At 39.1% G+C, this 21,403-nt stretch carries 20 protein-coding genes; 4 read left to right on the top strand and 16 right to left on the bottom strand.

Annotation, left to right across the window (positions count from 1 at the left end; translation table 11 throughout):
- Positions 1–6 precede the first annotated feature (6 nt).
- The 3 genes from NYE67_RS05270 to NYE67_RS05260 are packed head-to-tail and all read right to left on the bottom strand — an operon-like array spanning position 7 to position 1,631.
- Complete coding sequence (locus NYE67_RS05270; protein ID WP_191698355.1) at positions 7–597, bottom strand: dipicolinate synthase subunit B; 591 nt, start codon at positions 595–597, stop codon at positions 7–9.
- Entirely contained in the window at positions 590–1,369 is a 780-nt protein-coding gene (locus tag NYE67_RS05265; RefSeq protein WP_340729380.1) for a dipicolinate synthase subunit A, read from the bottom strand. The genes NYE67_RS05270 and NYE67_RS05265 overlap by 8 nt, the downstream gene beginning before the upstream one ends.
- Positions 1,359–1,631, bottom strand: a complete 273-nt coding sequence (locus NYE67_RS05260) for a YlmC/YmxH family sporulation protein (protein ID WP_191698357.1) — start codon at positions 1,629–1,631, stop codon at positions 1,359–1,361. The genes NYE67_RS05265 and NYE67_RS05260 overlap by 11 nt, the downstream gene beginning before the upstream one ends.
- Positions 1,632–2,038: 407 nt before the next feature.
- On the opposite strand from NYE67_RS05260, the gene NYE67_RS05255 reads away from it, so the two are divergent.
- Genes NYE67_RS05255 through NYE67_RS05240 form a run of 4 tightly spaced genes read left to right on the top strand, consistent with a single transcriptional unit; the run spans position 2,039 to position 4,468 of the window.
- Positions 2,039–2,410: a GntR family transcriptional regulator gene (locus NYE67_RS05255; RefSeq protein ID WP_340729379.1), complete on the top strand. Its 372-nt coding sequence runs from the start codon at positions 2,039–2,041 to the stop codon at positions 2,408–2,410.
- Between the two features lie 2 nt (positions 2,411–2,412).
- Positions 2,413–3,255 (top strand): ABC transporter ATP-binding protein, encoded by an 843-nt coding sequence (locus tag NYE67_RS05250; RefSeq protein WP_340729378.1) that lies wholly within the window; start codon positions 2,413–2,415, stop codon positions 3,253–3,255.
- Positions 3,255–3,851: an ATPase gene (locus tag NYE67_RS05245; RefSeq protein WP_340729377.1), complete on the top strand. Its 597-nt coding sequence runs from the start codon at positions 3,255–3,257 to the stop codon at positions 3,849–3,851. Before NYE67_RS05250 ends, NYE67_RS05245 begins: the two co-directional genes overlap by 1 nt.
- A complete protein-coding gene (locus tag NYE67_RS05240; RefSeq protein ID WP_340729376.1) occupies positions 3,848–4,468 on the top strand; it encodes a hypothetical protein in 621 nt (206 codons plus the stop codon). The genes NYE67_RS05245 and NYE67_RS05240 overlap by 4 nt, the downstream gene beginning before the upstream one ends.
- A gap of 44 nt (positions 4,469–4,512) precedes the next feature.
- Here NYE67_RS05240 and NYE67_RS05235 read toward each other — a convergent pair whose 3' ends face one another.
- From NYE67_RS05235 to NYE67_RS05175, 13 genes are all read right to left on the bottom strand, one after another.
- Entirely contained in the window at positions 4,513–5,739 is a 1,227-nt protein-coding gene (locus NYE67_RS05235) for a M16 family metallopeptidase (RefSeq protein WP_340729375.1), read from the bottom strand.
- 336 nt (positions 5,740–6,075) lie between these two features.
- Positions 6,076–8,187, bottom strand: a complete 2,112-nt coding sequence (gene pnp / locus NYE67_RS05230; RefSeq protein WP_191698363.1) for a polyribonucleotide nucleotidyltransferase — start codon at positions 8,185–8,187, stop codon at positions 6,076–6,078.
- A gap of 272 nt (positions 8,188–8,459) precedes the next feature.
- Positions 8,460–8,729 (bottom strand): 30S ribosomal protein S15, encoded by a 270-nt coding sequence (gene rpsO / locus NYE67_RS05225; RefSeq protein ID WP_191698364.1) that lies wholly within the window; start codon positions 8,727–8,729, stop codon positions 8,460–8,462.
- A 138-nt stretch (positions 8,730–8,867) separates the two neighbouring features.
- Positions 8,868–9,818: a riboflavin biosynthesis protein RibF gene (gene ribF / locus NYE67_RS05220; protein ID WP_191698365.1), complete on the bottom strand. Its 951-nt coding sequence runs from the start codon at positions 9,816–9,818 to the stop codon at positions 8,868–8,870.
- Between the two features lie 10 nt (positions 9,819–9,828).
- Positions 9,829–10,740 (bottom strand): tRNA pseudouridine(55) synthase TruB, encoded by a 912-nt coding sequence (gene truB, locus NYE67_RS05215; RefSeq protein ID WP_340729374.1) that lies wholly within the window; start codon positions 10,738–10,740, stop codon positions 9,829–9,831.
- 632 nt (positions 10,741–11,372) lie between these two features.
- Positions 11,373–11,717: a 30S ribosome-binding factor RbfA gene (gene rbfA, locus NYE67_RS05210; protein ID WP_191698367.1), complete on the bottom strand. Its 345-nt coding sequence runs from the start codon at positions 11,715–11,717 to the stop codon at positions 11,373–11,375.
- Positions 11,718–11,775: 58 nt separating this feature from the next.
- Positions 11,776–12,054, bottom strand: a complete 279-nt coding sequence (locus NYE67_RS05205) for a DUF503 domain-containing protein (RefSeq protein WP_191698368.1) — start codon at positions 12,052–12,054, stop codon at positions 11,776–11,778.
- Positions 12,054–14,471 (bottom strand): translation initiation factor IF-2, encoded by a 2,418-nt coding sequence (gene infB, locus NYE67_RS05200; RefSeq protein ID WP_340729373.1) that lies wholly within the window; start codon positions 14,469–14,471, stop codon positions 12,054–12,056. Before infB ends, NYE67_RS05205 begins: the two co-directional genes overlap by 1 nt.
- A gap of 14 nt (positions 14,472–14,485) precedes the next feature.
- Positions 14,486–14,794 carry a YlxQ family RNA-binding protein gene (locus NYE67_RS05195; RefSeq protein ID WP_340729372.1) on the bottom strand — a complete coding sequence of 103 codons (309 nt, stop codon included), beginning with the start codon at positions 14,792–14,794 and terminating at the stop codon, positions 14,486–14,488.
- On the bottom strand, positions 14,791–15,069 hold the full coding sequence (gene rnpM, locus NYE67_RS05190; RefSeq protein ID WP_191698371.1) for an RNase P modulator RnpM: 279 nt from the start codon (positions 15,067–15,069) through the stop codon (positions 14,791–14,793). The genes NYE67_RS05195 and rnpM overlap by 4 nt, the downstream gene beginning before the upstream one ends.
- Before the next feature lie 38 nt (positions 15,070–15,107).
- Complete coding sequence (nusA, locus tag NYE67_RS05185) at positions 15,108–16,235, bottom strand: transcription termination factor NusA (protein WP_191698372.1); 1,128 nt, start codon at positions 16,233–16,235, stop codon at positions 15,108–15,110.
- Between the two features lie 13 nt (positions 16,236–16,248).
- The gene (gene rimP, locus NYE67_RS05180; RefSeq protein WP_191698373.1) at positions 16,249–16,734 is read right to left on the bottom strand and encodes a ribosome maturation factor RimP; all 486 of its coding nucleotides are present in this window, start codon (positions 16,732–16,734) and stop codon (positions 16,249–16,251) included.
- 302 nt (positions 16,735–17,036) lie between these two features.
- Entirely contained in the window at positions 17,037–21,362 is a 4,326-nt protein-coding gene (locus tag NYE67_RS05175) for a PolC-type DNA polymerase III (protein ID WP_340729371.1), read from the bottom strand.
- Between the last annotated feature and the right edge of the window lie 41 nt (positions 21,363–21,403).

Genomic DNA, 21,403 nt, shown 5'->3' with positions numbered 1-21,403 from the left:
TTTTGATTATTTAAAATATTGTATAAATATTGGTTGAATCTGTTTTTTATGAGCGAGCGTATATGCTACAGTATCGAGCATTTTTGTGAAATCTGCTATAAGCGACGTAGGTTTATTAATTGGATCATCTTGACCGAATGGAATGAAGAAGATGTTTTTTGCATTCATAAGTTTCATTAAATTCATACCATTTAAACCAAGTGCATCATTCGTTGAAATACCGAGAACAACAGGTGAGCCATTGCGCAATGTCGCCTTTGCAGCCATTAATACTGCACTGTCTGTAGCAGCATTGGCAAATTTACTAATTGAATTGCCTGTCATTGGTGCAATCACCATACAATCCAATGGGTTTTTAGGTCCAAACGGCTCTGCCTCTGCTATTGAACTGACAACCTTTTCTCCCGCCTGCTCTTCTATTTTTGCAATCCACTCTTCACCTGTTCCGAAACGTGTTGCAGCATGTAATACAGAAGGGGTAATAATCGGTACTACTGTTGCACCCGCTTCTCGAAACTGGGAAATCTTCGGTACAACATCTTCATAAGTACAATGTGATGCTGTTATCCCTAAACCAATGCGTTTTCCTTCAAGCACTTGTATCCTCCTTTCGCAATTCTAGTATTGTTTCTGTTAACAACCTTGCCGCAGCCTGCGGAAAATATTTGCCGGGTAATCCTGGTAATAATTCATATTGAGATAATTTCACATCATTTAGACACCCTGGACTTGAAGCAAGATCATAAATTGGACGTGTAGTCCATGATGCGTAGTTTTTTGTTAGCCAATCTGTTGGAATCGTATTAATAAGGAAATCAGCATCCACACTGTTTCCTTCCTTAAGTTCTATACCTTTGTAGCCATATGCAAGCGCCTCAGCTTTTTGATGGTCGGATCTTACTGCGATAATAACTTTCGCATTTAAACGAGTCAAAAACAATGCAAGCATTTTTGCTACGCGTCCAAATCCTGTGATAATGAATGTTTTATACTGCACATTCACTTTCCCCTGATATAAATGAGCTAAAAAGCTTTCTGCAGTAAGCGCTGCATTTTTCCAAATAAATGTTTCATCTGTTAAATAATAATGAATCCGCTTCTCCTGAAGAAGCTGCTTCCACTCGTCATTAAGTTTCCCTGCAAAGAACTGCGCTTGACGTATACCTAATAGTTCATCCACCTGAATTGTTAAAGGATGAATAGGCAGCACAACTTCTGTAGGGTGTAACTCTAACGCTACTTTGTTTAATGCTTCATCCCATACAGCCGTATTTTTGTAGTAAACGGTACGATCATTCGTAGATAATTGCTTTGCTAAAAAACGCATTCGTTCATCTGTTCCAATTATTAGCCAACGTTCATTCATCATTTGCATGCTTTAAAGATGATGTTGTTTTTTGAAATAATACTCGATCTTCGCCAATCAAAATAATTTCTTCCCAAGGAATATACTTCACCATACCTGGCTTTTTCTTTTGAAATGGCATTTTCACCATTTGTGGCGGCATTTCAAAGCCTGTAATTTTCCCTGTCTTTGCATCGAAAATACATTCGGTCTCTGCTAAAAAGCCGTATCGAACCCCGTTTTCCATTTCGATTAATTCTTTCTCAGCGAGCTCTGATAAAAGCATTGTATCCCTCCTCTTGTAAGAGCCTACCATTACTATATGCATCAAGTCAGTTAGAAGTGAAATGGTTCAACATATTAAGTTGAAATGCAGTAACTAAAGATTTTCTAGGTATTTGCTTAGTAAAAATAAAGGTAAGAATTTCCCTTATTCCATAAATCCCATTAAAAACAGCTGAAATAGCGGTAGAAATTTCCGTTATTGAGTGAATATCTTTGAAAAAATCTAATTTTTTGAAGGATAACGGAAATTTGTTCCCTTATTTCCCCTAAAACACCCGTCATTTTGAAAATAAGCGAAAAATCTTCCCTTATTTCATCACATCCAAAATTTTCAAAACTTTAAATGGACATTCACAGAACAACTGTATATACTGTACATATACAGTTTTACATTAGGGGGTGATCACAGTGATAATCAAATTAAGCAATAATAGCGAAAAGCCGATTTATGAGCAAATTACTGATCAATTAAAACAGGCTATTTTAACAGGCGCGCTTGTTACAGGAGATGCTCTTCCATCTATAAGAGCTCTGGCGAAGGAGCTAAAAATTAGTGTCATGACGACAAAGCGGGCGTATGCGGATTTGGAACGGGACGGCTTTATTGAAACAATTGCTGGCAAAGGAAGCTATGTATCCGAGCGCAATCAGGACTTTCTGCGTGAAGAGCTGATCCGTCAAATTGAAATTCATTTTACAAAAGCAGTATCCATTGCAAAAACGGCAAATGTGCAAAAACAGGAACTGCATGACTTACTCGATTTACTATTGGAGGAATGATGATGAATGCAATTGAAATAAAAAATGTATCAAAGCAATTCAAGAATTTCCGGTTAAATAATATTTCATTTACTGTTGAAAGCGGGACAATTGCAGGCTTTATTGGGCAAAATGGCGCGGGAAAATCAACAACAATAAAAATCATATTAAATTTACTGAAAAAAATCGAAGGCGATATTCTCTTGTTCGGAAAGGATCATGTTGCACATGAAGTGGAGTTGAAGTCTCAAATCGGTGTTGTGTTTGATGAACTGCATGTACCCGAAAACTTTACCACAAAAGAACTCGATGTGCTATACGGCCATGTATACCCTACTTGGGACCGTCCTTATTTTTATGATTTACTTGAGCAGCTTAATGTACCAAAGTACGACAAAACTAAAACGATGTCTAAAGGAACGAAAATGAAGCTCGCCCTTGCGTTGGCATTGGCACATCGCCCGAAACTTTTGCTGTTGGATGAACCTACGAGCGGACTTGATCCGATTGTACGTGATGAAGTGCTGGGTATGCTGCAAAGTTTTATGGAACAGGAAGATCATGCGATATTATTCTCTTCGCATATTACAACCGATTTAGAGAAAATTGCGGATACGATTACGTTTATACATGAAGGAGAAATTCTGTTTAGTGAAAACAAAGATGATTTGCTATACGGCTACGGGATTTGGAAAGGATCACTTGAAGAAGCGAAAGTAATACCGAATCATTCGATTGTTGGTAAACGGGATTATGTATTTGGAGTGGAGTATTTAGTCATGCGTGAATTTGTGAACCCTGTTATTGAACTGCAAAAACCGACGATTGATGATCTGATGCTGTTTTTCGTAAAGGGGCGAAAATAATGAAACAGATGCTTTTTCGTTATTATCAACAGGAACTGGCAACATGGATTTTGTTTACACCACTTGTGGCATCAGTTTTTGCTCTTCCATTATTATTTGAAGGTGCCGAATCGGCTGCGTACTTTATACTATCCATCAGTATAACAGCGCTTTGTGCCGTTTATTTGGATCAACGTGAGAGCCAGCTCGTCATGACAAGTTTGTTTCCGATTTCCAAAAAGACATTTTTCATTGTAGACCTCTCTTTTTTAGGACGTTACACACTGTACTATATCCTTTATACAATTGTAGCAACAAGCGCGATCCAAACATTACTCGAACAGCAACTTGTTTTGCCTTCCGTCAAACAGCTATTAGTAAGCTTGGGTATCAGCTTTTTTATTATTGCTTTGTTCCTGCTGTTTCGCCGTATTAAATTCGGATACTTTATAAACTTTTCCATCATCTTTCTTCCATTGGCGTTTACACAATTTTTGTCATTCTTTGAAAACCTGACAACTTTAAAGAGCACAGTATTATTCTTTGTTTTATTATTTGTTCTCATCATTGCTGCAAGCATCACTTACTTTCGTGAAAACAGGAGGGACGTCACATGATTACACTGCTTAAAATGCATTTTTATCTATCGCGAAAACTATTTATCACTGTTTTTTTATTTATTGTAGGGATGATTGGGCTTCAGTGGATCATTTTGAAAGAAATTAATTTTGGTTTTATGGTTTTCTATTTTCTATTGCTCTTGCCATCATTAGGTATGAGCTACTTGATCGAAAACCACTTTATGAAACAATTCCGGATAATGCCGATTGACCCAAGGGGCTTTGTTAAAAGTTTATTTGTTTTCAGTTTGCTGCTCTTGCTTATCATTACAGTTCCTATCGGGATTTATCAAACATATTTATATTTGGAAAATGAAATCGGGGGCATTGAATTGTCACTACTTTCAATCGCTTTTGCTGCAGGAATTGCTTCGGTCGGCTCGATGCTGAAAAACTATTTAAGTAATCCGACAAAAGGTACGAAAAGCATATCAATTGGAACAATGCTGGGCTACTTTTTTATGTTTACGTTTGTTCATTTCCTCATCATGCTTATATTTAGTATTATGGACATTGAACTAATGGGGGCACCGATTGTTTCGATTATTGGTTTTATAATCTATTATCAATATTATAAATCGGCTGCAATAAAGTTTCAGGCAGCAGAATTTTAAAAGGACAGCGTATGCTAACTACTAGCACACGCTGTCCTTTTGCGTTATTCGTTTTCCGGTCCGATAATGGCAATCGCGGGCTCGGTTAATAAAATTTGTGTAATGAGCTCATCAATTGTTTCCATTGAGATTGCATCAATTTTTGCTAGTACTTCATCAACAGTACGATGGTTTTGATGAATAAGCTCATTAACCCCATTACGGTTCATAAAGTCTTCAGTTCCTTCAAGACCTAATACGAAGCCGCCTTTTAGTTGTTCCTTTGCATTATCCAGTTCAACTTCCGTTATCCCGCCTGTTACGAGATCAAATAAAGTTTGATCGATTTGCTGCTTTAGCGCATCCAAGTTTTGTTTGGAAGCTGAAGCGTAAATTGTAAATGTTCCCACATCCTCATAACTCGACTGATAGCTGAATACGGAATATGCTAGCCCACGCTCTTCACGCACTTCCTGGAACAGGCGTGAACTCATATTGCCGCCGATAATATTGTTCAGTGCAATAAAGCTGTACATTTTCGGGTCTTTTACAGAAATAGCTGGAAATGAAATGGCGATATGTGCTTGTTCTGTATCTCTTAACTTTTCAATTTCACCTGGTATAAATGTTGGATAAGAAGGCTTAGAAACAATCGATTCCGCGCTAGCTTCATAGTTTCCAAACAATGCTTCCACCTTTTCCAATAAATCTTTTTCGATATTACCAGCTATTGAAATGACAACATTTTGAGGACCGTAATGTTTCGCCATATAGTCGCGAATCATCTTTTCATCAAATGTCGCCAATGTTTCAGGCGTCCCTAAAATTGGTCTCCCTAAAGCATCCTCTGGGAACATGACACCCCATAATTTCTCATGTACATCATCAGCCGGATCATCTTCGCTCATATATATTTCTTCAAGCACTACTTGTCGTTCCCGCTCGATATCTTCCTGCGTAAATAACGAATTAAAAAACATATCCGCTAAAATATCAACCGCCAGCTCACCATGATGGTCCAGCACTTTTGCATAATAGCACGTATGCTCCTTTGACGTGAAGGCATTAATCTCCCCGCCAATACGGTCAAATTCTTCGGCGATTTGACGAGCTGTTCGGTTTTTTGTTCCTTTAAATAGCATATGCTCGATGAAATGGGTAATCCCGTTTTCCTCTTTCGTTTCATAACGTGAGCCTGCATTGACCCATATTCCGACAGATAATGAACGAACATGCGGCATTTGCTCTGTCACAATGCGCACACCATTTTTTGCTTTAATTACTTGTACCATAAATTTCTCCTTTAATTCGGCTAATAAAATATAAGTTTAAAATAAATATCCATAATATTTCAATTTGGGGTTTTTTATAATAGTGCGGTATGCTCCATTCCGAGGCACGCTTTTCTGGGGGCGTGGCTCCAACTAACTCATGTTGTGCCTATACGGCGGCACAACATGAGTGGATTTTCCGCGCACGCTTAATCCCCTAGAAGTCGGCCTCTCCATTACGCATACTTCCCCTTACCATACTTCATCAAGTTATGGATATCGCAAATCATCAACTTAACATTATTTAAAAAAGAGGCTGTACATAGTGTACAACCTCCCTTTTTATATTGTTGAAAATTACGCTTTTTCTGCGCGCTCTTTTTCTTCTTTGATAACGACTTTGCGTGATAAGTTTACGCGACCTTGCTTGTCGATTTCGATACACTTCACAAGTAATTCATCGCCAAGTTTTAATACGTCTTCTACATCTTTCGTACGTTCTTCTTGAATTTCCGAAATGTGCAGTAAGCCGTCTTTACCTGGGAAGATTTCACAGAATGCACCGAATTTTTCAATACGTTTTACTGTTGATAAGTAGTACTCGCCTACTTTAGCTTCACGTACGATTGATTCGATCATTTCTTTTGCACGGTTAATCATTGCTTCATCTGCTGAAGCGATGTAAATTGTACCATCTTGTTCTGTATCAATTTTAACGCCTGTTTCATCAATAATTTTATTGATTACTTTACCACCCGGTCCGATTACATCGCGGATTTTGTCAGGGTTAATTTTGATTGAAACAATTTTTGGTGCGTATTGTGATAATGAAGTACGAGAATCAGAAATCGTTGACATCATATGATCTAAAATGTGTAAACGACCAATTTTCGCTTGAGTTAATGCTTCTTCTAAAATATCACGAGACAGACCATCAATTTTAATGTCCATTTGAAGTGCTGTTACACCTTTAGCTGTACCTGCCACTTTAAAGTCCATATCGCCAAGGTGGTCTTCCATACCTTGGATATCTGATAATACTGTATAGTGCTCGCCTTTTTTAACAAGACCCATTGCAATACCTGCAACTGGTGCTTTAATTGGAACACCTGCAGCCATAAGTGCCATTGTAGAAGCACAAATTGATGCTTGAGAAGTAGAACCATTTGATTCTAATACTTCCGATACACAACGGATTGCATATGGGAATTCCTCTTCTGATGGCATTACTGCTAAAATCGCACGCTCACCTAATGCACCGTGACCGATTTCACGACGACCTGGGCTACCGTAACGACCAGTTTCCCCAACTGAGAATTGTGGGAAGTTGTAATGGTGCATCCAGCGTTTTGACTCTTCAATACCTAAACCATCAATAATTTGCACATCGCCTAAAGCACCTAATGTACAAATTGATAATGCCTGAGTTTGTCCACGAGTGAATAATGCAGAACCGTGTGCACGTGGCAATAAATCTACTTCAGAAGATAGTGGACGGATCTCATCTTGTTTACGACCATCCGGACGAACTTTGTCTTCTGTAATTAAACGACGCACTTCATCTTTTACCATTTTATCTAAAATAGCTTTCACTTGCTTCATCGTCTCATCATCAGCTTCTTGAGCTTCATATGATTCAATAATACGTGTTTTTACAGCTGTAATATTTTCTTCACGTAATTGCTTGTCCACTGTTTGGATGGCTGTATTCATATCAGCTTCACATTCAGCTTTGATCGCTGCTGTTAAGTCTGCATCTAATTCATATAATGTAACTTCTAATTTTTCTTTACCAACTTCAGCAATAATTTGCTCTTGGAAAGCGATTAATTTTTTGATTTCATCGTGACCGAACATAATTGCTTCAAGCATGATGTCTTCAGATACTTCTAAAGCACCTGCTTCTACCATGTTAATCGCATCTTTGTTACCTGCTACTGTTAAGTGAACAGTCGATTTTGCTGCTTGTTCTACTGTTGGATTCACAACGAATTCACCGTCGATATAGCCTACATGAACACCAGCGATCGGTCCATCGAAAGGAATATCCGAAATAGCTAATGATAATGAAGAACCGAACATTGCCGCTACATCTGCCGGGCAATCTGAATCATTTGACATAACCATTAAAATTGATTGTACTTCATTACGGAAACCATCCGGGAACATTGGACGGATTGGACGGTCGATTAAGCGAGATGTTAATACTGCCGCTTCTGATGGACGTCCTTCACGTTTAATGAAACCACCTGGAATTTTTCCTGCTGCGTATAGACGTTCTTCAAAGTTAACTGTTAACGGGAAGAAATCTAATGGCTTTGGGTGTTTAGACATTGTTGCTGTAGCTAACACTGCTGTTTCGCCGTAGCGTACCATTGCCGCCCCATTTGCTTGTTTTGCTAACTGACCTACTTCTACTACGAGTGGACGACCTGCCCATTCATACGAAAAGACTTTTTTTTCGTTCATTAATTGAACCCCTTTCTTATTGAAACACTCTACGTATCATTTTATGTACCATAGTAAGTGTATCAAAAAAGCGTTTTCTATGCTAAATTTTTTGATTAAATTTATATAAATTTAATCATTATTTTAAACTTTCCAGCAATGGTTTAACTTCTTTCAACAGGCGTTTTTACACCTGCTCAAAGAAGTTAAACATCGCACCATTATTCTGGAAAGCTGACTGATTTCAAAACATAATAAAAAGCGGGAAAAATCCCGCTTTTTATATTGTCAGATTAGCGACGTAATCCAAGTTTAGTAATTAATTCACGGTAACGAGCTACATCGTTTTCACGTAAATATTTTAATAAATGACGACGTTTACCTACCATTTTAAGAAGACCACGTTGAGAGTGGAAATCTTTCTTGTGAGTAGCTAAGTGAGCGTTTAAAGCGTTGATTTCTGCAGTTAATACAGCTACTTGTACTTCTGGAGAACCAGTATCTGTTTCGTGCACGCGGTACTCAGCGATAATTTCGTTTTTACGTTGTTGTGTAATTGCCATTTTAAAATGACCTCCTAATAAATAAAATATCCCCAATAGCACAGCAATCGCTGGAGTTGCGTGAAAGCCGAGCTAAGGTTCATACGAGAGTTTCGTACTTATGAATAGTACCATAGTTCTTTATATGTGTGCAACTATTTAGCGCAGTTCTTCAAAATAGGCAATCGCTTGTTGTTTATCCATTTCGATTTGCTCAATTAAAGCTTCAATTCCGTTGAATTTACGCTCACTGCGAATTCGTTTATACCAGCCGACGATTACCTCTTCACCGTAAATATTTTTATCAAAATCTAAAATATGCACTTCGATGGATAGTCGCTTTTCGTCCGGATTGTGGAAAGTCGGTTTATAGCCAACATTGCAGACACCATTATACCACTCGTTTTGAACTAAAATTTTTACTGCGTAAACGCCTGTAGCTGGTATGTAACATCCTTCCATTGCCTGTACGTTTGCTGTAGGGAATCCCATCGTACGTCCTCGCTTGTCTCCATGAACAACAATACCCGGCACTTCAAATGCACGGCCTAATAGATTACGAACTTGCTCCATCTCACCATCCTGTAAAGCTTTTCGGATACGAGTAGAACTGATTTTTTCTTCAATATCTGAAAGCTTATCAATCACTGTTACACCGTAATGGCCGTTAGACAATTGTGCCATCAGCTCCATATTCCCTTTGCCAAACGCACCAAATGAAAAATCAAAGCCTGCTGTCACATGCTGGACGTTCAAATCAATAATAAAATACTCGATAAATTGTTCAGGAGTTAACTTCGCAAAGTCTGATGTGAAATTCACAACAAATACAGTATCGACATTCAGTTTTTCCAGCGTATCTAATTTTTGTGAAAGTGGTGTAATATAAAACACTTTTTCATTGCGTCCACCTAACACAATCGATGGATGCGGATCAAATGTCATAACAGCACTTTTAATATTTAGTTCTTCTGCTTTTTGTATTGCAGATTCAATCACCGCTTTATGACCTTTATGTACCCCGTCAAAAAAACCAATTGCCAATGAATATGGCTGATCTTTAACTTTTTGTGCTAATTGATGGGGGTATTTTAAATGAATAACGTTCATCATATGCCTCCTAATTAATTTCGGGGAACATTTTATCCGGTTTCATTTGCCCTTGTTTAGTCGGGTGGGCGATATAAACCGCAAATGCTCTTCCCTCTACACCATACACAATTTTATCATGTTCTTTTAATAATGCATGCATTGGAAGAACTTGTCCATTGAAAATTTGCTTCTCAATATCAGCCGTAACTTCAATATAAGGATAATCCGACAAGGCATATTCTACAGGCAGTAAAAATTTCTCCTGTTCCCCTGCTTCCATCATTTCTGCAATTTGTGCTAAAGTGAAGCAATTGTCTTTCGTAAATGTACCTGAAGCTGTTCGAACAAGCTCATGCATATGTGCAGGATAGCCTAGCGCTTCCCCAATTTGTACCGCTAATGTACGGATATACGTGCCTTTTGAACACTTAATACGGATTGAAAATGTTACTTCTTCGCCCTCGAACTTTTGTGCATCATCTAATAATTCCAACTCATAGATCGTAATTTTACGTGTTGGGCGCTCTACCGTTTGACCTGCCCGAGCATATTCATAAAGTTTTTTCCCATTTACTTTTACAGCTGAGAACATTGGAGGGGTTTGTTCGATTACGCCTGTTAAAGATGTGAGTGCCTGTAAAATATCAGCACGTGAGAAAGATTTAATACCGCTGTTTTGTTCGACAGTTTCCCCTTCTGCATCTTCTGTTGTAGTCGTACGTCCGATTGAAACGACCGCTTCATATGTTTTGCCTGCATCCGTTAAATATTCTGCAATTCTTGTTGCCTGGCCTATACAGATTGGTAAAACACCTTCAACACCTGGATCCAGTGTCCCGGTGTGACCTACTTTTTTTGTCTTCAATATTTTTCTTAGCTTGAACACGCAGTCATGACTTGTCATACCGCGCTCTTTCCATAATGGCAAAATACCGTTCATTGTTTTGCTCCTTTGTTGGCAATCCACCTTGTACGTGCTTCATGCGGGTAATATTAATTGGTTCATTATTATAAATAAGTTTTGACGTAGTTAATCAGTTTTAAAATAAGCGGAGAGTTTCCGTTTATTTTGACTACCCTTCATTTCAGGAAAAATAAAGGTATGTTTTCCGCTTATTCATTGAAAAATCATGTTTTTAGTTATTATTTTGATTAATAACCGGAATTTCTCCCGCTATTTTGACCTTTTTTCAATCGATTTTCCAAATAAGCGGAATTTCTCCTTCTATTTCATCCAATCTACATATCCTAAATTATGTAGTACTTTTCATATAGTCCGTTCTGCTCCGCTACGGGGGGACGCTTTCCGCGGGCACGGCTCGAGCCTGTAGTCTCTCCCGCGGGCACGGCTCGAGCCTGTAGTCTCTCCCTCGTGCTTTTCCCGCAGGAAGCCTGCTTGTAGCGAAAGGCGTTAGCCGTCAGCTACACTCGCCCCCTTCGCTTCGCGTCACTCTACCTTAGTATAAAATTTGTTCCCTAAACAAAACTTCTGTATACAAAAATTTAGTTAAAGACAGTATTCAAATGAAAAAAAGTCTGCCTGCATAGTTATGCAGTGCAGACTTCTTTGTTTTATTTATCTTCGTGTAAGCCACGTAGTAATGCATCAATTTTATTGCCGTATTCGATTGCTGTATCGAATTCGAATGCTAATTCAGGCGTACGGCGTAAGCGAATACGTGAACCAACTTCCGAACGGATAAAACCAGATGCTTTTTCTAAAGCTTGCAATGTTTCCGCACGTTCGCGGTCATTACCTAACGATGTAATATAAACAGTTGCTTGCTGTAAGTCACCTGTTACGGCTACATCTGTAACTGTAACGAAACCTACGCGTGGGTCTTTGATTTTGCGTGCAATGATTTCAGTAATTTCCTTTTTCATTTGCTCGCCAACTCGATTAGAACGTAGAGACATAAATGTCACCTCATTTAACTTGCGTAATTGATGTTTTAGTTTCCACTAGATGTGGATTTTATAAATATTCACGATAAAAATCCAGCTGTTCCCATTGTGGATTTGACTGTAAAAAGTGTACTGCACGCATTAGCTCGCGTTCAGCTGCTTCTTTTGAAGAAGCCACTGAAACAAGTGCTAACCTCGTACGCTGCCATACATCCTGATGGTCAATTTCAGCAACGGAAACATTAAATTTTTGTTTCGTGCGCATTACCATTCGTTGTAGAACAGCACGCTTTTCTTTTAATGAGTGGGCAGTCTGAATGATGAATTCAATCTCTGCATACACAATCATTATTTACGAACAATCTCTTCCATTACGAAGGCTTCAATAATGTCGCCTTCTTTAATGTCGTTGTAGTTTTTAATTGTGATACCACATTCATAGCCTTTTGCTACTTCTTTTGCATCATCTTTAAAGCGTTTTAGTGAATCTAATTCGCCTTCAAAAACAACAACGTTTTCACGGATTACACGTACACCCGCATCACGTACCATTTTACCTTCAATAACGTATGAACCGGCAATTGTACCGACTTTAGATACTTTGATAGTTTGACGAACTTCCGCTTGACCAACGATTTTTTCTTCGAATTCAGGATCAAGCATCCCTTTCATCGCTTGTTCGATTTCTTCGATCACTTTATAGATGATACGGTGTTGACGAATATCTACACCTTCTTCATCCGCAGCACGCTTAGCATTCGTATCTGGACGTACGTTGAATCCGATAACGATAGCGTTTGATGCAGCAGCAAGTGAAATATCTGATTCTGTAATAGCACCCGCACCTGTGTGGATGATTTTTACGTTAACACCTTCAACATCAATTTTCATTAATGAAGAAGCCATTGCTTCCACTGTACCTTGTACGTCTGCTTTTACGATTAAGTTTAACTCTTTCATTTCGCCTTGGCTCATTTGTTCAAATAAGTTATCAAGTGTTACACGTTGCTTTTCAGAACGTTGTGCTTGAATCGCTGTCATTGAACGTGATTCCCCAACTTGGCGAGCAGTTTTTTCGTCTTGGAATACTACGAAACGGTCACCGGCTTGTGGTACTTCATTTAGACCTGTAATTTCCACTGGTGTAGATGGACCAGCTGTTTTAATGCGACGGCCTAAATCGTTTACCATTGCACGTACACGACCATATGCATGACCAACTACGATTGGGTCACCAACACGTAATGTACCATCTTGAACTAATAAAGTTGCAACAGCACCGCGCCCTTTATCTAATTGTGCTTCGATTACTGAACCGATCGCAGCACGAGTTGGGTTTGCTTTTAATTCGCCAACCTCTGCAGTTAAAAGAATCATTTCTAATAATTCATCGATTCCTTCACCTTTAAGTGCTGAAAGTGGAACGAACACTGTGTCTCCACCCCATGCTTCAGGAACTAAACCGTGCTCAGTTAATTCTTGCTGAACGCGATCAGGATTTGCCGATGGTTTATCCATTTTGTTTACAGCTACGATAATTGGTACTTCAGCTGCTTTCGCATGGTTAATTGCTTCAACTGTTTGAGGCATTACACCGTCATCAGCTGCTACAACAATTATAGCGATATCAGTGATAGATGCTCCGCGCGCACGCATAGTTGTGAATGCTGCGTGTCCTGGTGTATCTAAAAACGTGATTTTTTTGCCATTTTCAGTAACTTGGTAAGCACCGATATGTTGTGTGATACCGCCTGCTTCGCCAGCAGTTACTTTTGTGTTACGAATTGAGTCAAGTAACGTTGTTTTACCGTGGTCAACGTGACCCATGATTGTTACAACTGGTGGACGCTCTTCTAGAGCATTTTCGTCCACTTCTACGATTGTATCATCGAAGTACGTATCTAAATCTGTTTTGTCGATACGGATTTCTTCTTCTACTTCTACACCGTAGTCAGTACAAATAAGCTCAATCGCATCTTTGTCTAACTCTTGGTTAATTGTCGCCATTACACCAAGCATGAATAATTTTTTGATAATTTCCGATGGCTCACGGTGTAATTTTTTTGCAAGTTCTGCAACTGACAAGCTTTCGTAGAACGTAATTTTTTCCGGTAATTCTTTTTGTACCATTGGCTGCGGTGCCGGGCGATGCGTACGACGTTTACCACCATTAATTCCTGGCTTTCTACGTTGTTGGTAGCCACCCTTATTCTGCGTGTTACCGCCTTTATTATTACTATTATTTTGGTTTGTGCCGCCTTTGCGGTTGTTATTAGTATTTTGAGTCATATTTCGATTTTGGTTACCTTTTTCATTTCTTTGTTTTTCGCCCTGTTGCGATGTTGTTTGCCCTTGAGCATTTGTAGGTCTGTTTGTTTGTTGCGGTCTTGATTGCCCTTGAGCATTTGTTGGTTTGTTCTGTTGTTGCGATCTAGATTGCCCTTGGGCATTTGTTGGTTTTTTCGGTTGTTGGTTAGTTGAAGCAGATTGTGGACGATCCTGCTTTAGATTCTGTTGTGCTTTTCTCTGTCCTTGCTCACCAGGTTTTGGCGATGCATTTACAGCTTTGACAGATGGTCTTGCAGGAGAATCTTTCGTTGGTTCTGCTGCTTGCTTAAAGACAGAATTTAGTTTTGATACCGCCTGGTCATCAATTACCGCCATGTGATTTTTCACTGGCAGATTAAAACTTGCAAGCTTCTCAATAACTTCCTTACTTGTTTTATTTACCTTTTTCGCATATTCATGAACTCTTACTTTGCTCATCTGCTCACCCCCGATTAATTTTCGTTGAGTAGACTAGACATTTTTTTAGCAAATCCGCTATCTGTAATAGCAATCGCTACACGGGCTTCCTTCCCGGTAGCATGTCCAAGATCATATCGATCTCCGAAAACATAATACTCAACGTTATAAAACGTACATTTATCTTGAATCTTTTTACTCGTATTTGCTGAAGCATCTGATGCTAAAAATACTAGTTTAGCTTTGCCATTACGAATTTCTCTTACGACAAGCTCTTCTCCAGAGATTGTTTTTCGAGCACGTGCCGCTAAGCCTAATAGCTGCAGCAATGCAGGGTTTGTCATAAAATCGACTCCCTGCGGATTAGTGTCAGCAATTCCTCATACACTTCATCCGGCACTTTTGCATCAAGCTGGCGATCTAAAATATTCTTTTTACGTGCGATTTCCACCGCTTGCTCCGTTTTAGAAACATATGCTCCACGACCGGATTTTTTTCCTGTAATGTCAACTGTTACTTCGCCTTCTTTAGAACGAACGACACGAATCATTGACTTTTTTGGAAGCATCTCACCTGTTGCGACACATTTACGTAAAGGAATTTTTTTATTAACGACCATTTTGCTCACCCTCCTTGCAAAATCATTCCAACAGATGGTTACTCTTCATCGTCACCATATAAATCAAATTGTACATCTTCTTTATCTTCATGTGGTATAAATGTGCTCGTTTCAGAAGGATAGATTCCTAATTCACGGGCATCAGTTTCACTCTTAATGTCGATTTTCCAACCAGTTAATTTTGCAGCTAAACGTGCATTTTGACCGCGTTTACCGATTGCTAAAGATAATTGATAGTCTGGTACAACAACTGTTGTTGACTTTTCTTCTTCATTTACTTGAACGTCTAAAACTTTTGAAGGACTTAATGCATTTGCAACGAATACGACTGGATCTTCAGACCATTCAACGATATCGATTTTCTCACCGTTTAGTTCGTTTACAATTGTTTGCACACGTGCACCTTTTGCTCCAACACATGAGCCTACAGGATCTACTTCTTCATTATGTGCATATACAGAGATTTTTGAACGGTCTCCCGCTTCACGTGCAATTGATTTAATTTCAACTGTGCCATCATAAATTTCAGGAACTTCCATTTCAAATAGACGACGCAGTAATCCAGGATGAGTACGAGATACAATTACTTGTGGACCACGTGTAGTGCGCTCAACTTTAGTAATGTAAACACGGATGCGCGAAGTTGGCTTATACACTTCACCTTGAATTTGTTCGTTTACTGGTAATGCCGCTTCTACTTTACCGATGGATACGTAAATATTACGTGCATCTTGACGCTCAATTACGCCAGTTACGATATCATCTTCACGGTCTACATACTCTTCATAAATTAAACCGCGTTCCGCTTCACGAACACGTTGTGTTACAACTTGTTTTGCAGTCTGTGCTGCGATGCGCCCGAAGTTACGTGGTGTTACTTCTTCTTCTACGATGTCACCAATTTCATAAGCTGCATTAATAAACTTCGCATCTTCTAATGCGATTTCTAAGCGATCGTCTTCTACTTCTTCCACTACGTCTTTACGCGAATAAACGACCATTGAACCTGTTGCAAGGTTAAGGTCGACACGTACGTTTTGTGCTTGGTTGAAATTACGTTTATACGCAGTTACTAAAGCTGCCTCAATCGCTTCAATCAATACATCTCTTGAAATACCTTTCTGCTCTTCAAGGGCAGTTAGGGCATCTAGTAATTCACTACTCATTTTGTTTTCACTCCTAAATTTGCTTATCTGAAAAATCGATGGCAAGACGTGCCTGTGCAATTTTTTCTTTTTCAATTTGTACTGTAACTTTACGTGTTTTAATACGGAATTCAAGTTCTAAATATTCATCTGTATATGCGCGTAAATAACCATAGAATTCTTTTAAATCCTTAACTGGCTCATAAGTTTTTACATAAATGTATTTGCCGATTGCTTTTTCAAAGTCCTGTTGTTTTTTTAATGGACGTTCGGCTCCTGGTGAAGAAACTTCTAAATAATAGTTTTGCTCGATTGGATCGTTTTCATCCAGTTTCTCGCTTAAACGTTCACTCACTTGTGCGCATTGTAAAATATCAATGCCGCCTTCAGGTGTATCAACGTAAATACGAAGGAACCAGTCGCGTCCTTCTTTTAGGAACTCGATATCAACTAATTCTAATTCAAGCTCTTCCACGATCGGTGTCACTAGCTCTTCAATGATCGACGTAACTTTGCTCATCGTATCCTCCCTAGCGTCTTTGTCTCTTAAAAATCATGATGTTATTTGTTAAACAAAAGACGAGTATTCATTGAATTTTATCAATTGAAACCTGTGATATTCGCCAGTGGTTTATCTTCATTCAGCAAGTGTTTAAAACACTTGCTGAATGAAGATAAAATAGTTGTGTAAACAACAGAAAAGAGCGGGAAAACCCACTCTTTTGCTGGCGAACTATCAACAAATTATTAATTTTAGCATAGCATAAAGGCTTATTGAATGCAAATATTGCCTATTGGTGTACGCTTCAATAAAATTTCGTCTTAAAATAGTGAAAGTTGATTGGCATCTGGCATACCTTCAAGGCAGCCTAATTCATCCATGTACTCAATTAAAGTTTTCGATACACGGCCACGTTGCTGTAAATCCTCTTTTGATAGGAATTCACCATTTTTACGTGCCTCTACGATTTGTTTTGCTACGTTTGTACCAAGTCCTGGTATAGCATCAAATGGTGGAATTAGTGAATTTCCTTCAATTATAAACTCACTTGCCTGCGAACGGTATAAATCTACTTTCTTGAAGCTCATCCCGCGTTCACACATTTCAAGCGCAATTTCCATAACCGTTAACAAACTTTTTTCTTTCGGAGCTGCATCGAGCCCCTTCATATTAATCTCATCAATTTTTTTGCGAATCATAACAGAACCTTGCGTCATCGCAATTAGATCGAAATCAGATGCACGCACTGTAAAGTAGGCTGCATAGTAAAGGATTGGATGGTGAACTTTAAACCATGCGATACGTACCGCCATTAAAACGTAGGCTGCGGCATGGGCTTTCGGGAACATGTATTTTATCTTTTTACATGAATCGATATACCATTCCGGTACTTTTTTCGCGCGCATTTCAGCTTCCATTTCTTCTGTTAAGCCTTTTCCTTTACGTACAGATTCCATTATTTTAAAGGCAAATGATGGCTCTAAATCCTGATAGATTAAATACACCATAATATCGTCACGACAGCCAATTACTTCTTTTAATACACAAGTACCGTCTTTTATAAGCTCGGCTGCATTTCCTAACCAAACGTCCGTACCATGAGAAAGTCCGGAAATTTGAACAAGTTCACTAAATGTCGTTGGTTTTGTTTCTTCGAGCATTTGACGAACAAATTTTGTACCAAACTCAGGAATGCCTAGTGTACCAGTTTTTGCACCTATTTGTTTATCTGTCACACCAAGCGTCTCTGTTGAACTGAAAATTTTCATAACAATTGGATCGTCGGTTGGAATTGTTTTTGGATCAATTCCTGATAAATCCTGCAGCATACGAATAACAGTCGGATCATCGTGACCGAGTATATCGAGTTTTAAAATATTATCATGAATCGAATGGAAGTCAAAGTGCGTCGTTTTCCATTCAGAATCCTGCGCATCCGCAGGGAACTGTACTGGAGAGAAATCATATATATCCATATAATCCGGTACTACGATGATTCCGCCTGGATGTTGTCCTGTTGTTCGTTTTACACCCGTACATCCTTGAACTAATCGGTCTACCTCGGCGTTGCGGTACGTGATACCATTATCGCTTCCATAGCCTTTTACATAGCCATAAGCTGTCTTTTCCGCAACTGTTCCTATTGTTCCAGCACGGAATACATAATCTTCACCGAAAAGCACTTTCGTGTAGTTATGGGCTTGCGGTTGATATTCTCCGGAGAAGTTCAAATCGATATCGGGTACTTTGTCTCCCTTAAATCCTAAGAACGTTTCGAACGGGATATCTTGACCGTCTTTTTTATACTGCGCTCCACATTCCGGACATTCTTTGTTCGGTAAGTCATAACCGGATGCAACTGAACCATCTGCGATAAACTCCGAATGTTTACAGTTAGGGCAAACATAATGCGGCGGCAATGGATTTACTTCGGTAATTTCCATAAATGTAGCGACGAGCGACGACCCGACCGAACCACGTGAACCTACTAAGTATCCATCTGCCAATGATTTTTTAACAAGCTTTGCCGATATTAAATAAATAACGCCGAATCCATGTCCTAAAATGGATTTTAACTCCTTATCAATTCGAGCTTGTACAATTTCCGGTAAATTTTCACCGTAAATTAAATGGGCCATTTCGTATGTCAAATTCGTTACTTCATCATCTGAGCCTTCAATTTTCGGTGTATACAAATCATCTTTAATCGGCTTTACATCACCAATCATATTGGCAACAAGCTGTGTATTCGTTACAACAACCTCTTTCGCTAAATCCGGTCCTAAAAAGTCGAATTCCTTCAACATTTCATCTGTCGTACGGAAGTGGACTTTTGGCAAAGGGTTACGATTTAGTGGATTTGCTCCTCCCATTGAACCGACTAGAATTTGGCGGAACTTTGCATCTGTTTCATGCAAGTAATGGACATTTCCTGTTGCAACAACAGGCAGGTTCAGCTTTTTGCCAAGTTTTACGAGACGGCGAATAATATCTTCTAGCGCCCATTCATCATGTACCGTTCCCCCATCAACCAATGGAGAGTATACAGGTTTAGGCATGACTTCCAAGTAATCATAAAATTTCGCAATGCGTTCGGCTTCTTCCTGTGTTTTATTCATCATTGTTTCAAACAGCTCACCATTCGAACAGCCCGAACCGACGATTAAACCTTGGCGTAACCGCTGCAAATCCGAACGGCGAATGCGTGGTACTCGGTAAAATGTTTGCGTGTGCGATATCGAAATTAATTTAAATAGATTTTTCAAGCCAGCATCATCTACTGCAAGTATAGTACAGTGACTTGGGCGAGCCTGCTTATATCCATCTTCTCCACCGACATGGTCATTCATTTCAATCAGGTTTTTAATACCTAAATCGGCTGACTGTTTAAGTAAATGAAGGAATAGTTCACCGGTTGCTTCAGTATCATAGATTGCCCGGTGATGCTGTGTTAATTCAATATTATATTTTTTCGTTAATGTTTTTAAGCTATGCGATTTTTGCCCCGGATTTACAAGTCGGGAAAGCTCCACCGTATCGATACCTGGGTGCCTTACTTCAATACCAGCATTTTTATAGGCAACATATAAGAAACCTAAGTCAAACGCTGCATTGTGGGCAACAACTACCCCGTCACCAATAAAGTCATGGAATTCGCGTATAACGTCATTGAGCTCTGGTGCATTCACGAGCATATCATCGGTAATATGGGTAAGTTCAATGATTTTTGCTGTCAATTTGCGGTGAGGATTTGAAAACCTTTCAAACGTATCTATCACTTGGCCATTTTTAATTTTTACAGCGGCCAGCTCGATAATCGTATCGTATACGTTTGAAAAACCAGTAGTCTCTACGTCAAATACGACGTATGTTGCTTCTTCCAAATCAATATCAATCGGATCATATACAATTGGTTTCCCGTCATCCACTAAGTTTGCTTCCACACCGTAAATCACTTTTATGCCATTTTTCTTGCCTGCAGCATATGCGTCCGGAAATGCCTGCACGACTGCATGGTCGGTTACCGCAACAGCGGGATGCCCCCATTTTGCTGCTTGGGCTACTAATTTATCAACGGATGTCATGGCATCCATTTGACTCATTGGTGTATGCAAATGAAGCTCTACTCGTTTTTCACCTTCTGGAGCATTATCTTTACGAGGTTCATGCTTGATTTCATTAATATCCTTCACCATCATTACTAAGTCACGGGCAAATGTATCAAGTTGAATAGAGCCGCGTACACGAACCCACATTCCTTTACTAATTTGCTTCATTTTCACTACATCTTCGTCCCCATTTGAGAACATTTTTACGAGTAGTGAATCAGTATAATCGGAAATCTTCAGTTCCAATAATGAACGGCCACTTCGCAGTTCCTTCACTTCACAGGCAAATATAAAGCCTTCCAATACAATGGAGCGTTCCTCTTCCAATACGGTACGGATTTCAACTGGATCTGGATTTTTTATAAGTGCACCAATTTGGAATGGCGTATCTCCTTGCATCGCAGCACCTGGATTATTTGCCTTCTCTTTTTCACGTGCCGCAAAATCAGCCATTGCCTGTTTGGACAGACGCTCTTCCTCTTCTTTACGCTGCTCGTAAAACGCTTCCTGCTGTGCAATGAACTCATCCGATTCCTCGATAAGTTGGAATTCTAACGGTATATGTGGAAAACCAAATGTTTTATAGGATTCTGCAATTTTATCCGTATACTTTGATTTTAATGATAAGTACTCCACTTCCAGCATCGACGTCACAACAAGCTTATGACCTGTCCATCGTGGTGTTTGTTTCATAAGGTTTTCGCGCAATAAAGGCGACATTTCACCCATTTGTTCAATCGCCACTTGCCAGTAATCGAGAATATGCTGTTCATTCACTACTGGGTTGTGAGATTCTACTGTTAACAGGACATTGGCTATATGTGAAAACTTCTCTGCTAAACGCATGCGAAGTAATTGATATACTTGGAACGGTAAAATATTTTCTATTTTAATTTTAAAATGCCAAATTCGTTTCTTTTTATGGACGGTTACTCGTTCGAGTGTGCCATTTTCAAAAAAGGACATATAGACATCATCAGTCAACTCAAGTTGTTGGATTAATAGTAGGAATTTTTGTCTTCCTTCCTGTTTTGACAATTGTTTCAACCCTTTCTTTTTAATGCTTTTTTAATATGAGG

The organism is Solibacillus sp. FSL W8-0474, assembly GCF_038004065.1.
GTDB lineage: Bacteria > Bacillota > Bacilli > Bacillales_A > Planococcaceae > Solibacillus > Solibacillus faecavium.
This window is presented reverse-complemented; position numbering and strand designations above follow the sequence as displayed.

Bases quoted from the DNA above. Each gene is read 5' to 3' on its own strand.
- NYE67_RS05235 (WP_340729375.1), bottom strand. From the start codon at position 5,739: ATGGTACAAGTAATTAAAGCAAAAAATGGTGTGCGCATTGTGACAGAG.
- rpsO (WP_191698364.1), bottom strand. From the start codon at position 8,729: ATGGCAATTACACAACAACGTAAAAACGAAATTATCGCTGAGTACCGC.
- pnp (WP_191698363.1), bottom strand. From the start codon at position 8,187: ATGAACGAAAAAAAAGTCTTTTCGTATGAATGGGCAGGTCGTCCACTC.
- NYE67_RS05195 (WP_340729372.1), bottom strand. From the start codon at position 14,794: ATGACAAACCCTGCATTGCTGCAGCTATTAGGCTTAGCGGCACGTGCT.
- rnpM (WP_191698371.1), bottom strand. From the start codon at position 15,069: ATGGTCGTTAATAAAAAAATTCCTTTACGTAAATGTGTCGCAACAGGT.
- ribF (WP_191698365.1), bottom strand. From the start codon at position 9,818: ATGAACGTTATTCATTTAAAATACCCCCATCAATTAGCACAAAAAGTT.
- nusA (WP_191698372.1), bottom strand. From the start codon at position 16,235: ATGAGTAGTGAATTACTAGATGCCCTAACTGCCCTTGAAGAGCAGAAA.
- NYE67_RS05250 (WP_340729378.1), top strand. From the start codon at position 2,413: ATGAATGCAATTGAAATAAAAAATGTATCAAAGCAATTCAAGAATTTC.
- NYE67_RS05260 (WP_191698357.1), bottom strand. From the start codon at position 1,631: ATGCTTTTATCAGAGCTCGCTGAGAAAGAATTAATCGAAATGGAAAAC.
- rimP (WP_191698373.1), bottom strand. From the start codon at position 16,734: ATGAGCAAAGTTACGTCGATCATTGAAGAGCTAGTGACACCGATCGTG.
- infB (WP_340729373.1), bottom strand. From the start codon at position 14,471: ATGAGCAAAGTAAGAGTTCATGAATATGCGAAAAAGGTAAATAAAACA.
- NYE67_RS05205 (WP_191698368.1), bottom strand. From the start codon at position 12,054: ATGATTGTGTATGCAGAGATTGAATTCATCATTCAGACTGCCCACTCA.
- rbfA (WP_191698367.1), bottom strand. From the start codon at position 11,717: ATGTCTCTACGTTCTAATCGAGTTGGCGAGCAAATGAAAAAGGAAATT.
- NYE67_RS05245 (WP_340729377.1), top strand. From the start codon at position 3,255: ATGAAACAGATGCTTTTTCGTTATTATCAACAGGAACTGGCAACATGG.
- truB (WP_340729374.1), bottom strand. From the start codon at position 10,740: ATGAACGGTATTTTGCCATTATGGAAAGAGCGCGGTATGACAAGTCAT.
- NYE67_RS05240 (WP_340729376.1), top strand. From the start codon at position 3,848: ATGATTACACTGCTTAAAATGCATTTTTATCTATCGCGAAAACTATTT.
- NYE67_RS05265 (WP_340729380.1), bottom strand. From the start codon at position 1,369: ATGATGAATGAACGTTGGCTAATAATTGGAACAGATGAACGAATGCGT.